Annotated in this window: 15 protein-coding genes and 4 pseudogenes; 11 read left to right on the top strand and 8 right to left on the bottom strand. The window is 54.9% G+C overall.

Annotated elements, in window-relative coordinates; all coding sequences use genetic code 11:
- Positions 1-67: 67 nt before the first annotated feature.
- On the bottom strand, positions 68-232 hold the full coding sequence (locus tag Q6D67_RS21155; RefSeq protein WP_304707788.1) for an AbgT family transporter: 165 nt from the start codon (positions 230-232) through the stop codon (positions 68-70).
- A 36-nt stretch (positions 233-268) separates the two neighbouring features.
- A complete protein-coding gene (locus tag Q6D67_RS22005) occupies positions 269-379 on the bottom strand; it encodes a helix-turn-helix domain-containing protein (protein WP_370552017.1) in 111 nt (36 codons plus the stop codon).
- A gap of 166 nt (positions 380-545) precedes the next feature.
- Here Q6D67_RS22005 and Q6D67_RS22000 point away from each other — a divergent pair, with 166 nt between their 5' ends.
- From Q6D67_RS22000 to Q6D67_RS21125, 7 genes are all read left to right on the top strand, one after another.
- Positions 546-671 (top strand): transposase domain-containing protein, encoded by a 126-nt coding sequence (locus Q6D67_RS22000; protein WP_370552016.1) that lies wholly within the window; start codon positions 546-548, stop codon positions 669-671.
- 166 nt (positions 672-837) lie between these two features.
- Entirely contained in the window at positions 838-1,191 is a 354-nt protein-coding gene (locus Q6D67_RS21150) for a hypothetical protein (RefSeq protein ID WP_304707786.1), read from the top strand.
- 63 nt (positions 1,192-1,254) lie between these two features.
- Positions 1,255-2,460 carry a class I SAM-dependent methyltransferase gene (locus tag Q6D67_RS21145; protein WP_304707784.1) on the top strand — a complete coding sequence of 402 codons (1,206 nt, stop codon included), beginning with the start codon at positions 1,255-1,257 and terminating at the stop codon, positions 2,458-2,460.
- 48 nt (positions 2,461-2,508) lie between these two features.
- Positions 2,509-3,042, top strand: coding sequence for an FMN-binding protein (locus tag Q6D67_RS21140; RefSeq protein ID WP_304707782.1), 534 nt, complete (start codon positions 2,509-2,511; stop codon positions 3,040-3,042).
- A gap of 50 nt (positions 3,043-3,092) precedes the next feature.
- Entirely contained in the window at positions 3,093-3,296 is a 204-nt protein-coding gene (gene tatA, locus Q6D67_RS21135) for a twin-arginine translocase TatA/TatE family subunit (protein WP_304707780.1), read from the top strand.
- 596 nt (positions 3,297-3,892) lie between these two features.
- Positions 3,893-4,726, top strand: a complete 834-nt coding sequence (locus tag Q6D67_RS21130; RefSeq protein ID WP_304707778.1) for an alpha/beta fold hydrolase — start codon at positions 3,893-3,895, stop codon at positions 4,724-4,726.
- A 74-nt stretch (positions 4,727-4,800) separates the two neighbouring features.
- Positions 4,801-5,466 (top strand): GntR family transcriptional regulator, encoded by a 666-nt coding sequence (locus Q6D67_RS21125; RefSeq protein WP_304707776.1) that lies wholly within the window; start codon positions 4,801-4,803, stop codon positions 5,464-5,466.
- Here Q6D67_RS21125 and Q6D67_RS21120 read toward each other — a convergent pair.
- The 4 genes from Q6D67_RS21120 to tatA (Q6D67_RS21105) are packed head-to-tail and all read right to left on the bottom strand — an operon-like array spanning position 5,399 to position 7,193.
- Positions 5,399-5,866, bottom strand: coding sequence for an ABC transporter transmembrane domain-containing protein (locus tag Q6D67_RS21120; RefSeq protein ID WP_304707774.1), 468 nt, complete (start codon positions 5,864-5,866; stop codon positions 5,399-5,401). The two genes, Q6D67_RS21125 and Q6D67_RS21120, sit on opposite strands and share 68 nt — an antisense overlap.
- A gap of 2 nt (positions 5,867-5,868) precedes the next feature.
- Positions 5,869-6,621: a twin-arginine translocase subunit TatC gene (gene tatC / locus Q6D67_RS21115; protein WP_304707773.1), complete on the bottom strand. Its 753-nt coding sequence runs from the start codon at positions 6,619-6,621 to the stop codon at positions 5,869-5,871.
- Entirely contained in the window at positions 6,618-6,962 is a 345-nt protein-coding gene (tatB, locus tag Q6D67_RS21110) for a Sec-independent protein translocase protein TatB (RefSeq protein ID WP_304707771.1), read from the bottom strand. Before tatB ends, tatC begins: the two co-directional genes overlap by 4 nt.
- Before the next feature lie 9 nt (positions 6,963-6,971).
- The gene (gene tatA, locus Q6D67_RS21105) at positions 6,972-7,193 is read right to left on the bottom strand and encodes a twin-arginine translocase TatA/TatE family subunit (RefSeq protein WP_304707770.1); all 222 of its coding nucleotides are present in this window, start codon (positions 7,191-7,193) and stop codon (positions 6,972-6,974) included.
- Positions 7,194-7,734: 541 nt separating this feature from the next.
- Between tatA (Q6D67_RS21105) and Q6D67_RS21095 the strand changes: the two are divergent.
- Positions 7,735-8,589: pseudogene (locus Q6D67_RS21095) on the top strand (IS3 family transposase); the annotation flags it as partial.
- Between the two features lie 26 nt (positions 8,590-8,615).
- Here Q6D67_RS21095 and Q6D67_RS21090 read toward each other — a convergent pair.
- Positions 8,616-8,900 (bottom strand): annotated as a pseudogene (locus tag Q6D67_RS21090) (transposase); the annotation flags it as partial.
- Between the two features lie 4 nt (positions 8,901-8,904).
- Positions 8,905-9,438: pseudogene (locus tag Q6D67_RS21085) on the bottom strand (IS30 family transposase); the annotation flags it as partial.
- A gap of 738 nt (positions 9,439-10,176) precedes the next feature.
- Here Q6D67_RS21085 and Q6D67_RS21995 point away from each other — a divergent pair.
- The 3 genes and pseudogenes from Q6D67_RS21995 to Q6D67_RS21070 form a co-directional block, all read left to right on the top strand.
- Positions 10,177-10,674, top strand: coding sequence for a group II intron maturase-specific domain-containing protein (locus Q6D67_RS21995; protein WP_370552018.1), 498 nt, complete (start codon positions 10,177-10,179; stop codon positions 10,672-10,674).
- Positions 10,675-10,984: 310 nt separating this feature from the next.
- Entirely contained in the window at positions 10,985-11,653 is a 669-nt protein-coding gene (locus tag Q6D67_RS21075; protein ID WP_304707769.1) for a hypothetical protein, read from the top strand.
- Positions 11,654-11,723: 70 nt separating this feature from the next.
- Positions 11,724-12,060 (top strand): annotated as a pseudogene (locus Q6D67_RS21070) (integrase); the annotation flags it as partial.

The raw sequence follows: 12,060 nt of genomic DNA, 5'->3' as shown, positions 1-12,060 counted from the left end.
TTCTCTCGGCAAGATGCAGATCTCAAAATGTCTCGACATTATGTTTCGTAATTAATGGTTTATGATACTAGGCTGCGAATCCGCTCAGCAGCACAATGCCGATCGTGAAACAGGCAAACAGGGTTACCGGATGCGGCAGCAGGTTGCCCAGCCACTCAACTGTATTGAGGAAGCGGGTAAACCACCCCGCTGGCGGCTGTGTGTCATGCTGGTGGGGAGGTTCTTCCGCCACTGGCCTGTCCCTGTGTTGTGTAGACTCGGGACGCTATCACATGCGGTGCAGACGCCGCCACAAGGCAGTGACGCTGACGCCCAGATATTCGCCGGTTCGTCCCCTGTTGCTACCGAACCTCTCTAGCGTTTTCAGGATGATCGTCATTTCGGCCTCGCACAGAGGGGTGGCGTTGGCTCAGGCGGCACGCTCAAAACTGGCCACGTGAGATTGCGGGAAAGCATAGCCTTCACCATACAGCTCGGGGGCTAGGTGTGATCTTTCAATAGGTTGCTTCGCGGATTCCCTACGCAGTGGCCAGCGCGGCGCCAAGATGATGCCCGCGACCAAGTCGGCAAAGATCCACGGTCTGGATCCGCAGGTTTACCTGCGTGACGACCTGGCGCGCTTGCCGAGCACCCTTCAGTCAGGCCTTGATGATCTACTGCCGCATAACTGAACACCCGGATCAAGGTCTAATGACCGGCCGCATACGACTTTTAGCGATCTGTGTATGCAATTACTGCAATGCATTGCGAAAATGGCCTTCGATAGTATAGTTGCAGCGTAAGAAAGATCTCTATACTGGATACTGTTAGATTGTATGTAATATGAGGGAAGGAGAGATGTCTAAGACAAATGCAACAGAAGGTCGTGAAACATACGTCCATGAGCCTGTTCCTTATGACTTCGGTGCGGATTTGATGCTGGGGAATCCAGCACTCGACGGAGTTGTCAAGTGCGTCGTGGCAATGGGTGCTGAAATGTGGTCGACAAAACGACGTATGCTGGTGCTTGAAGCACTGCTGGAGCAAAAAGGCATATCTTCCGAAACGATTGACAACTATGTGCCAACCTCCGCCCAGAACGAAGCATGGCAATTGGACAGAGATCGTTTTCTGGACTTGGCCCTTTCGCCGTTGGGTGATAATAGCTTTAGAAGCATATCCAGTGGTGACAATGGCTTTACAAAGTTTTGAGTTGAAAACTGTTGTTACTAACCCACCGTTTCTGGTTTAAATATAGGTTTGAGGTGCTTGATTATGATGGATCGGCGTGAACTATTAGGTATGGCCGCATTTGGTACGCTTGCGGCTGCATCCGGGGTGACTTCTCTGGCTGGGAGAACGGTAGAGGCCGCTGTCACAAAGGAACTAAAATACTCGGCGCCCAACTTTCCAAGAGGCGTCGATGGGAGGTTGCTTCGCCTCGGGACGATTGATGTGGAGAGTCGACAGGAGTTTACTGCGGGCTTCCGTCAGATGCAGGCAAGGATCATCAGAAAGACTGCTGATGAAGCATTGACAAGAGTTTTGGAGCAGGAAGGCATTGACCCTGCTGAAAATATCAGCATGTCTGAGCTGCGCCGATTGATAGAGAATGAGCCGGCGATCAACATCTCCCCCAAGACTTGGTTGGCGAATCAGCGCGTTACGTGGAAGAACCTGCAAGACCATTACCACGCGAATGCCGATATGTATTTGTCCCAGATGGAGCGCACAGACAAGGCGGGGCCTGGAACATTGGAACTGGCGCCCAGTATGAAAATACCTGATCATGCTGCTCATCAAATCCATATTCAGCCGGGAGGCTATGTGGGAGATCCCTTTGCTGGGCACATGTATCACTACGGGACCAACAGCTTCTACATAGGTGTTCGAGGCCATAATGATCAGGACCAAATCCATCGGGAAGCGGTCGCAAATCTGCCGGTGCCAAAGGATCGTAAAGTCAAGCGTATTTTGGATTATGGCTGCGGGATCGGACAGTTAACGGTCGCTCTGAAGGAGCGGTTCCCGGATGCGGAAGTCTGGGGGCTGGATATTGGTGGTCCCATGGTTCGATATGGCCACATGCGGGCAGCGAATCTTGGTGTTGATGTGAATTTCGTACAGAGGCTGGCAGAAGATAACGGTTTTCCAGACAACTACTTTGACATTGTAACAAGCTACATTGCACACCACGAATTTCCTGCAGACGTGACACGGCAGGCAATTGCAGAGGTCCAGCGTGTATCTCGCCCCGGTGCTGTCTATTACCCTATAGACTTCATTACCGGTGGCCGAGAAGGGCCTCCGAGGAGTATGTTCGGCCGTTGGTGGGATCACCGCTGGAATAACGAACCATGGACGCTTGAGTATCATGCCATGGACTTCGAAGATGAAATCGGCACTCGTGGTTTCCAAAAAGCCAAGGATTCTCAGCCGGTAGTTCGTGGCTTTGGCTCACGCCACTTCGTCAGGGTCTAGGGGTGGCTTTAAAGTGTGGTCTCAATGCGTCGCGAGGTATTATGCTGAATGGTGAAATTCAAATTTCTCGTGATCCCAGCGGTAGCGCTGGTGGCGAGTGTTGTTGCTGAGGCGGATCAGCTTCAATCGTTTGAGGATGCAAAGGAAAGAATCTATCCAGGGCAGTCTTTGAAGTCGGCAGACTTTACGCTGAGTGACAGCGACTACATACGGCTAAAGTTTGACTACAAGGTTCCGTCCCTGCGTCCGTTGGTAAAGGTATGGCGAACGGATTCCGGGGATTGGCTGTTTCTGGATCAGGTTTATGGGCTTAACGACATCGTGACCTACCTGCTTGGCGTTGATTCTGCAGGGAACATTACCGGCCTGGAGGTTTTGACATGTGCTGAAGGCTTTTGTGAAAGCTTGTATACCGAGCAATGGGTAGGTCAAATGTCAAAGGTTAGGCACGGTCGCTGGATGCCAGAAGAGGTGGTTCCCATTATATCGGGTGCAACGCTTTCTACGACGCATGTCGCGGAAGGGGTAAAGAAGCTGCTCGCAATTCACGCAAGGTATTTACCGCACGTGGGTGAAAGTTAACAGTCCAGCCGGTCATTGTATTGGTAATTTGAACGTCAGTGGAGATTTGCATGGGATTAGGTGGTATTAGCGTATGGCAGCTGCTTGTTATTTTGGCGATTGCCATAATGTTGTTTGGCACGAGTCGTGTACGTAATATCGGGAGTGATCTGGGTGCCGCTATCAAAGGGTTTCGGGGTAGCTTGAACGATGTCTCCGCGGAACTTGATGAAGTCAAGATAAGTACTACACCTTTAGCCGACCAGGGAGACTAAGGCGGCGCTCAGCAGTAGCGTGTAACAAGCGATCGCTGGAACGAAGTTTTCGGGCAACGTGACAGCCTTGTTGGGCGAGTGTTATCCAGTATCCGGCTCATGTCAGCTAAGCCTGGAGAGGCTGCAGTCTGCGATGGTAGTAACGTGGAATGTGAGTTCCATGGCGCTGATTGCGGGCCGGAGTGGCTTGGTCTCAAGCACTTGAACGACCTGGAGCGTGAGCGCGAGTTTCCTAGCATTCTTGTTGATGGCACCAAAACGCAGTCTGTTTTTAGCGAAAGGGCCTTGAGAATCCTTTCTTTGCTGGGTCAATGTTCTGTCTACAGGTATTCTAACCACTTTAATCTGAGCTGCTTTCAAATATGGAAGTGATGCAACACGACTGAAGATACTCGCTTTAAAGACCAGTGTGCGAAAAGTAAAAATACTTTTGATGACGTATTCGGAAGGAGTAGATAATGACGAGGTTGGTGCCTGGTTCCATCACTTTCTTGACCTTAGCTTTTACGAGTTTTCTTTTAGCGAGTACGAGTTTCTCTTTGGCAGAGTCGAAGCACCGTGACGAGAGGGGCTCGTTCGCTCTCCGGTCGGGAGAGATGCCTAACCCCTATATCCCCAGTAGGGGATATGCCGATGGTCCCTATGGACAGATTCACTTTCGAGACACTGGAGAAGGCGTACCATTGGTACTTCTTCATCAGTCTCCGCAGACTTCTAAACAGTTTACAAGCGTTTATGAAGTACTGAACAAATTGGGCGTGAGAGCAATCGGGATCGATACGCCGGGATTTGGTGAGTCTGATCCCGCTCCATTCGTACCTACCATCCAGGATTGGGCTGTCATTGTGCCGGCTGTGCTGGATCATCTCGGCATCCACAAGGCGCATGTTTTAGGTCATCACACAGGTGCGATGACCGCAACGGAGGTTGCATTGCAATTCCCTGACAGGGTTCAAAGTGTGATCCTTAATGGCCCGTTGCCCCTGAACGACAAGGACCGGGTAGAGTTTTTGGCGGGTACGGAAGAGAGGGAAATCAATTTCGTTTACGACTCAGACGGCGGGCACTTGAAAAAATCCTTTGAAACTCGATTCAGGATGTACGGAGACTCTCCAGATCCCGAAACGATAACACGAATCGTTACGGAGAAGTTTCAAGGTTATGCGCCCTTCTGGATAGGGCATCATGCCGCATTCGTGTATGACCACACAGAAGGAATAAAGAGATTGACCGGACCAACACTGATTCTCACCAATACGGGCGACATGATCTACGATTATGCCCAAATGACGAGAAAGATGCGGCCAGATTTTAGTTACATCGAATTGGCTGGTGGTGGAGTCGATGTCGTAGATCAGTTAACGCAACAATGGTCTACCGCAGTATCTCGCTGGGTGTTGCATGATAGCCATACAATGCGTAATAAATAGATGCAATTCTCAGTCTATAGCAGAGATCCCTGTTAATATGTTGACTTAGATTTTCTCGATCGGGCCGATTTTTGATGAGCAAGGTAAGAAGTGCGTCTGAAATGGCGTACTCGAAAATACGTGAAAAACTGCTGGATGGTACCTTTTCGCCAAACGCGCGGCTAAAAGAATTCGAACTAGTCGAGTTATGTGGTGTGAGTCGGACCCCAATCAGAGAGGCATTGCATCGACTAGCCGCCGAGAATTTTGTCTTGATCAACCGTAATCAGGGTGCTCAGGTAAAAGGATGGTCCAAAGAAAATCTCGATGAGCTATTTGCACTTAGAGCGATGCTTGAAGGTTATGCAGCGGCGCAAGCAGCTCAGAATATCACTGCTGAACAAATGATTCAGCTTGGTACTGATATTGAAAAGATAGATGAGGCCTTGGTTTCCAATTTGCCGTTTGAGGGGATTATGCAGATCTTTCTTGATCTCAATATACAGTTTCATGAAGCAATATGGGTTGCCTCGAAAGGGACGCGGTTGATCGAGATATTAAAACACTTGGTGGACCAAGCCTCGGTGGCTCACACAGCAAGCAAATTTTCTTTGGAGAGATTGCAGGAGTCCCATTCTCACCACAGGCAGCTACTAAAAGCTCTTCAGACCCGAGACTCGCAGTGGGCCGAATCTATAATGAAAAATCACATATTGGCAGCGAGGCCACTTTGGACCCAAAGTGGCTTGGACCCGATTTGATATTAAGGGAAGTATTGGTAGTCAGTCGCGACATGATTTCGCCGCTGCGGTTGGTTTCGAAGAAGCCCGGGTTGAGGCGGATGATGTTGTCGAACACGGCCTTGCGAATGTCGGCACTGACCCGCTCCCCCAGCCAGGACACCAGGTAAAAGCGCAGGAAGGTGCCCAGGGCCATGGCCCCTGCGATCACGATGATGACACTGATGGCGTTGCGCGGGTCAGTGCTGGTGCCACCGCCAAAGCCCTCGTCGAGAAGCAACTGGATGCCCCTGCCCAGAAACAGTTTGGCCCCGGCGGTAAAGGCCAGGGCACCGCCGGCAGCCAGCAGGCGTGCGCGGTAGGGAAGCAGGAAGCGAAATATGGCCAGCAGCGGCGACAGGGAGCGAGTGTCAGCCGGCACCGTTACTCCGAATCTGCCGCAGTGTCTTTCCGGCGCTGAATAAAGCGTCCGAAAAAGACTCCGATCTCGAACAGAATCCACATGGGCACTGCCAGCAGGGCCTGGGAGATGACATCAGGGGGCGTCAGCAGCATGCCGAAGACAAAGCAGCCGACGATGATGTAAGGGCGCTTCTTCACCAGGTCTTCCGGTGTGGTGATGCCGGCCCAGATGAGGATCATGGCGGCAATCGGGATCTCGAAAGCGATGCCGAAGGCGAAGAACAGCTTGAGCACGAAATTCAGGTAGCTGTTGATGTCGGTCATGATGGCGATATCGTCCGGCCCCACGCTGGTAAAAAAGCCGAAGATCAGCGGGAACACGACGTAGTAGGCGAAGGCGGCGCCGGCGTAGAAGAGCAGGACGCTGGACGCCAGCAGTGGTATCGCGAGACGCTTCTCATAGCGATACATACCCGGGGCGATGAAGCTCCAGATCTGGTAGAGCAGGTAGGGAATGGCAAGGAAGATGGCCGCCACCAGAGTCAGCTTGAAGGGGGTCAGGAAGGGAGAGGCCACCTCGGTGGCGATCATCGTCGCGCCCTCCGGCAGCAGGGCCCGCAAGGGCTGGGAGACAAAACTGTAGATCTCGTTGGCGAAGGGAAACAGGCAGATAAACATCACCAACACCGCCAGTAGCGCCCGCAACAGACGGTCCCGCAGCTCGGTGAGGTGTGCCACCAGTGGCCGCGGCTGGCCGACCGGGTCCTCATTCACTGTTTGGGCGGTTCCTGCCCGGCAGCAGGCGCAGGGCCGGCCTTCGTGTCGCCGGCAGCCCCGTCATCCGGTTTGGTCACCGCGGCAGTGTCGTTCTCGAATTCCCGCTCGGCGTTGGCCACGCTGGTCTTGATCTCATCCCGGGTCTTGCGCAGCTCCTGCAGCACGGTGTCGTTGTGCAGCTCCTGCTCCACTTCCTGGCGGATGTCATTGAAGCCGCGCTTGATGCGGTGCAGCCAGGCGTTGCCCGTGCGGATAGCGCCCGGCAGCTTTTCCGGGCCGATCACCAACAGGCCCACCATGGCAATGATGACCAGCTCGGTGAAATCGATGTCAAACATGGGCGCGGCTCAGGACTTGTCGTTGCTGTCCCCGGAAGTCCGGGTGGCGTCCCCTGCCTCTGTGTCTACGCTGTCTGTCGTGCTGTCGTCATCCTTGATGCTCTTGCGGAAGCCCTTGATCGCGCTGCCGAGGTCGCTGCCCAGGGTGCGCAGGCGTTTGGTGCCGAACAACATGATCACAATCGCCAGAATGATCAGCAATTGCCAGACGCTAATACCACCGATACCCATGCCAGTCTCCGTAATTTCCAGTCGTGCTGTTGCGTAAGGTCCGCTGCTAACCGCGGGACAGCTTTTCTTCCAGCCCTGATATGCCTTCTCTCGGCTGCAGGCATTCCAGCACCGCGGCGGAGTCCAGATTGAGATGGGAAAGCATCACCAGGGTGTGGAACCACACAGGAGCTTGCGGGGTCTGCCTGCCTCCGGTGCGCGAGGATGCGGTCCAGATGTTGCAGAATGTCGCTCATTCCGGCTGCCCGTAGAGTTCTTCCGGCGATTTCAGGACTTCGTCCGTAATCTGCCTCCATGGGTCGGCATTATGGCACAGGGCCAATCCGGAGACATCAGTCGTCGCTGCTGCGCGGCCAACAGCTTCAGCGACATCCACTCGGCGTCCTCTTTGATCTTGTGAGGACTGAGATTGTCCAATACGATAAGCAAGTCCCTGTCCTTTGACTACTCTGAAAAAGTTCGGAATTTGCCGATAATAGGGGGTTCTACCCCACTTTTACGGACACTTCAAAGAAGCCCATAATGGGCAAAAGGAGTGTTTATGTCGAAGAGAAGAAAGTACAGCCCAGAGTTCAAGCGTGGTGCTGTTGAGCAGACGCGCCAACCGGGAGTCAGCTGCGCCCAAGTTACCCGGGAACTGGGGATTGGTGGCAACGTCCTGACCCGCTGGGTCCGTGAAGCTGAATCGACGGGCCGACAGGCGTTCGGGGGCACGGGGAAACCTCGGGATGAGGAAGTTGCCCAGCTCAAGCGGGAACTCGCTCGCGTGAAANCTGGGGATTGGTGGCAACGTCCTGACCCGCTGGGTCCGTGAAGCTGAATCGACGGGCCGACAGGCGTTCGGGGGCACGGGGAAGCCTCGGGATGAGGAAGTTGCCCAGCTCAAGCGGGAACTCGCTCGCGTGAAAAAGGAACGTGATTTTTTGCGCGAAGCGGCAACGTTCTTTGCAAAGGAATCGTCCTGAGGTACCAGGCGATTCAACGTTGTCGCAGTGAGTTTCCCGTACGCATGATGTGTCGTTGCCTCAAGGTCTCTCCGAGCGGGTATTACGACTGGGAAGCACGACGCCCCAGCTGCCGGCAGGTGGATAATGGGCGGTTATTGTCCCGTATCCGCCAGATCCATGAGGATAGCCGGGGGACGATCGGTGTGCCACGTATGCACGAAGACCTGGCGCACGAGGGTGAAACGGCGAGCAAGAACCGCATAGCTCGCTTGATGGTTACCGCAGGACTTCAGGGCTGGCCACGGAAAAAGAGGCGAGGTCAGCGGGCGCAACCGACACTTTCACCTCCGGGTGTTGAGAACCGGTTAGAGCGTGACTTCAGTGCGCTGGAGCCTGAGACCAAATGGGTCACCGACATTACGGAAATCAGAAATGGACCCCGTAAGTTGGGCAGCTGGATAAGTGCGTCCTCAGGTCATGCCGCCAACCTGGCAGCGTCTTGATAGTACACATTGTCCGGCGTGCGCCGGTCAAGAGACTGGTGTCTCCTTTTCGAATTGTAGTACGTAAAATACTGGCCCAGAGAAGCCCGTGCGGCAACGATGCTGTCGTACGCCTTCAGGTAGACCTCCTCGTACTTCACGCTGCGCCACAGCCGCTCTACAAAAACGTTGTCGATCCAGCGCCCCTTGCCGTCCATGCTGATCCTGATGCCGTGTTGCTTGAGAACGTCGGTAAAATCTTCGCTGGTGAACTGGGTGAATTCAACCGGTCGTCGCAACATTGGAGTGTTGAGCAGATTTTAGGTACTCGTCCAGTACTTCGGCGGGAGTTTTCCAGCCGAGTGTTTTTCGGGGCCTGGCGTTCAACGTATGGGCTACGGCTTGGATCTCTTTAACAGTCCATCGAGCCAGGTCGGTACCTTTCGGGAAGTATTGCCGCAGCAGTCCGTTCGTATTCTCGTTTGTGCCGCGCTGCCATGGGCTGTGAGGGTCGGCAAAGAAAATCTTCACGCCAGACTCGATGGTAAAACGGGCATGATCCGACAGTTCTTTCCCGCGATCCCAAGTTAATGAGCGCCACAGTTCTACCGGTAGACTAGTAACGGTTCTCTTCAGCGCATTGGCCATGGTAACAGCACCGTAGCCGGCAAGTGGAGGACCGTTCTTCACCCGGGGAGTCAGTCCATAGCCTTCCTCGCGAGGCAGATGGACGAGCATGGTGAATCGACTTGATCGCTCGACAAGCGTCCCTATCGCAGATCGGTTCAGGCCGATGATCAGATCACCCTCCCAGTGACGGTGTCTGCCAACATAGTTGCGTGTGCCGCAGCATTGCGGATCAATCGGCAGGAGCTGATTGTGAAGCAAGAAAAGCTGCTGAAGCGATGGAGGAACCGACCCTCCGGAGTCTGCCTACAGGGGCCGGCTCCAAACCACCTCAAGCGGCATTGGCTGAAGACCGTTGTCGTGAGCGTTGAGGGAGAAGGCGTATCCATGTGGTGCGTCAGGTACGAATCGAGAAGGCGAGTACAAGCGAACCATCGTTCAGGTGTCGTTACTGATCACAAGACATCAAAACCGGGGGCCACAACTATCCCCGGGACGAGCCCATCGGAGAACCTGCTTACTGGGTGGGCGGTGTCCGGCATAGAGATGGCGCGAGCTCGATTTCAGGCGCTTCAGCGGAACTGCGGGAACTCGGTACCGTGATGCTAAGGGAGAAAGTCAAGTGAAGAAAAGCGAGACTGAGAGTACCAATGCACGGGCCGAGGACGGACCGACTCGTATTAGCTTGGATGTGCCTGTAATGGGCGCGGAGCGAAGGGGTCGGGTTGCTTCAGTCGAATCACGAGTCAACTTCTTCGGGAGAATGAGCTGGTGACATCGGCGAAACCCTTTGTCATTTCCAAACGCCTGGTGTGGGAGGCATACCGGCGCGTGAAGGCCAATCGAGGAGCGGCCGGGATTGACGGCCAATCGATCAAGGATTTTGATTGTGACCTGAGCAGGAACCTCTACCGGATATGGAACCGGATGTCGTCGGGAAGCTACTTTCCCCCGGCGGTCAAAGCAGTACCGATACCGAAGAAAACTGGAGGGGAGCGGATTCTCGGAGTGCCGACCGTCAGTGACAGAATTGCACAGACGGTCGTTACCCTGCTGCAGACTCGTACGGACTTCACGCCAGCAGTCAGCCGTACAGACATGCCAGCGATGCGCCAAGCGATGCGGCGATGGCATCTTCCTCTGCGCAGCGAGTTATCTCTGGGTGATCTCGCCCGGATGACAGCGCCTCGCGTACGGGGATGGATTAGGTACTACTGTCGCTTTCGTGGCTCGGAGTTCCAACCTGTTGCAGAGTATATCGACAGGGTTATTGTCCGGTGGGCCATGAGGAAATACAAACGCTTGCGCGGCCACAAGATCAGAGCATTCGCCTGGCTTGATCGCGTGAAGCGGAGATACCCCGGTTTGTTCGTACATTGGTGTGCGCGCGGGGCGTTCTCGGTTGAAGCAATGGGAGCCCGGTGAGTCGAGAGGTTCACGCCGGGTTCTGAGAGCAGCTGAGGGGGCAGTTCCCTCGGCTGATGCGTATTCCGCACCAACGTGACCACCCGTTCCGTTTTATCGTGACCGTCCATTCCGGATGATCGTGACCGCGTATTCCGTTTCAACGTGACCGATTTCCGGGGCTTTCCCGGAATCACTGGTCACGTTCCCGGAACCGGCGGTCACGTTCCGCCGGAACCCCACCTAACTCGCTGGAATTCTTCAACTTTTTACGGCATAACCGCGCCCTTTTGCCCTGCAGGAGGGTCGGATGCCCGCAACGAGGATTCCAATGCGTCAAATCACCGAGATACTGCGCCTCAAATACGAGGCCAAGCTCAGTAACGAGAAGGTTGCCCGCGCCAGCGGCGTCTCCAAGGGCGTGGTCTGCAAGTACCTCCACCTCGCCGCCGCCAGGTGCGTTACCTGGCCGCTGCCGGAAGGTACGGACGAAGCCCGGCTGGAAGCGCTGCTGTTCCCCGCCACCGCCAAGCCCTCGCGCTTTGCCCAGCCGGATTACTTCGAGGTTCACCAGGAGCTCAAGCGCAAGGGGGTAACCCTGCAACTGCTCTGGGCCGAGCACGTCGCCGTGCACGAGGAGCAGGCCTATCGCTACAGCCAGTACTGCCACCACTACCGGCGATGGGTCAGGGCACAACGGCGCAGCATGCGTCAGGTGCACCGCGTCGGTGAGAAGACCTTCATCGACTACTGCGGACCTACCGTCCCAGTGATCTGCCGCAATACCGGCAATGTCCAGCGGGCACAGATCTTTGTCGCTGTGCTCGGCGCCTCCAGTTACACCTACGCAGAGGCCACCTGGACGCAGTCCCTGCCAGACTGGATTGCCTCTCACCAGCGTGCGTTCCGGTTCTTTGGTGGCGTCACCGAGCTGCAAATACCGGATTATGTCCCCGGGGGCATAATCGGGGTTATGTGCCCTTCACCGTTATGTTGCTGATCGCCTCGATTTCGAGGCCGCACGCNATGTCCATGGCATGGTGATCTTCCACCCCTTCGAGGAGATTGTCATGCTAGAGAACTACTACACCCGTCCCGACACAGTTGACCGTATCCGCAGCTCCTGGATCGCTGCCGCGATAGAGCAGTACGTCGACTGGCTTGCCGCGCAGCGTTATTCACAACGCACCGTCTTACGCCGTATTCCGCTCTTGGTAGCCTTTGGCGAGTTCGCCAAAGGCCAAGGAGCGACCAACATTGTGCAATTGCCCGATCACGTCGAACCGTTTTTACGGGCATGGATCGCCGATCGCGCAAAGCCCAGGGCCAACGCCCGGACGCGTAAGAAGATCGGAGGGAGCGTACGCAATCCCATCCGTCAGATGCTGCGCTTGGCGATCCCGGGTT

The organism is Haliea sp. E1-2-M8, from assembly GCF_030649675.1.
GTDB lineage: Bacteria > Pseudomonadota > Gammaproteobacteria > Pseudomonadales > Halieaceae > Haliea.
Note: the sequence above shows the minus strand (reverse complement) of the source record. Positions and strands in the feature narration are given on the sequence as shown.

Bases quoted from the DNA above. Each gene is read 5' to 3' on its own strand.
- Q6D67_RS21140 (WP_304707782.1), top strand. From the start codon at position 2,509: ATGGTGAAATTCAAATTTCTCGTGATCCCAGCGGTAGCGCTGGTGGCG.
- Q6D67_RS21145 (WP_304707784.1), top strand. From the start codon at position 1,255: ATGATGGATCGGCGTGAACTATTAGGTATGGCCGCATTTGGTACGCTT.
- tatA (WP_304707770.1), bottom strand. From the start codon at position 7,193: ATGGGTATCGGTGGTATTAGCGTCTGGCAATTGCTGATCATTCTGGCG.
- Q6D67_RS21150 (WP_304707786.1), top strand. From the start codon at position 838: ATGTCTAAGACAAATGCAACAGAAGGTCGTGAAACATACGTCCATGAG.
- Q6D67_RS21995 (WP_370552018.1), top strand. From the start codon at position 10,177: ATGTCGTCGGGAAGCTACTTTCCCCCGGCGGTCAAAGCAGTACCGATA.
- Q6D67_RS22000 (WP_370552016.1), top strand. From the start codon at position 546: ATGATGCCCGCGACCAAGTCGGCAAAGATCCACGGTCTGGATCCGCAG.
- Q6D67_RS21075 (WP_304707769.1), top strand. From the start codon at position 10,985: ATGCGTCAAATCACCGAGATACTGCGCCTCAAATACGAGGCCAAGCTC.
- Q6D67_RS21125 (WP_304707776.1), top strand. From the start codon at position 4,801: ATGAGCAAGGTAAGAAGTGCGTCTGAAATGGCGTACTCGAAAATACGT.
- tatB (WP_304707771.1), bottom strand. From the start codon at position 6,962: ATGTTTGACATCGATTTCACCGAGCTGGTCATCATTGCCATGGTGGGC.
- tatA (WP_304707780.1), top strand. From the start codon at position 3,093: ATGGGATTAGGTGGTATTAGCGTATGGCAGCTGCTTGTTATTTTGGCG.
- Q6D67_RS22005 (WP_370552017.1), bottom strand. From the start codon at position 379: ATGACGATCATCCTGAAAACGCTAGAGAGGTTCGGTAGCAACAGGGGA.
- Q6D67_RS21130 (WP_304707778.1), top strand. From the start codon at position 3,893: ATGCCTAACCCCTATATCCCCAGTAGGGGATATGCCGATGGTCCCTAT.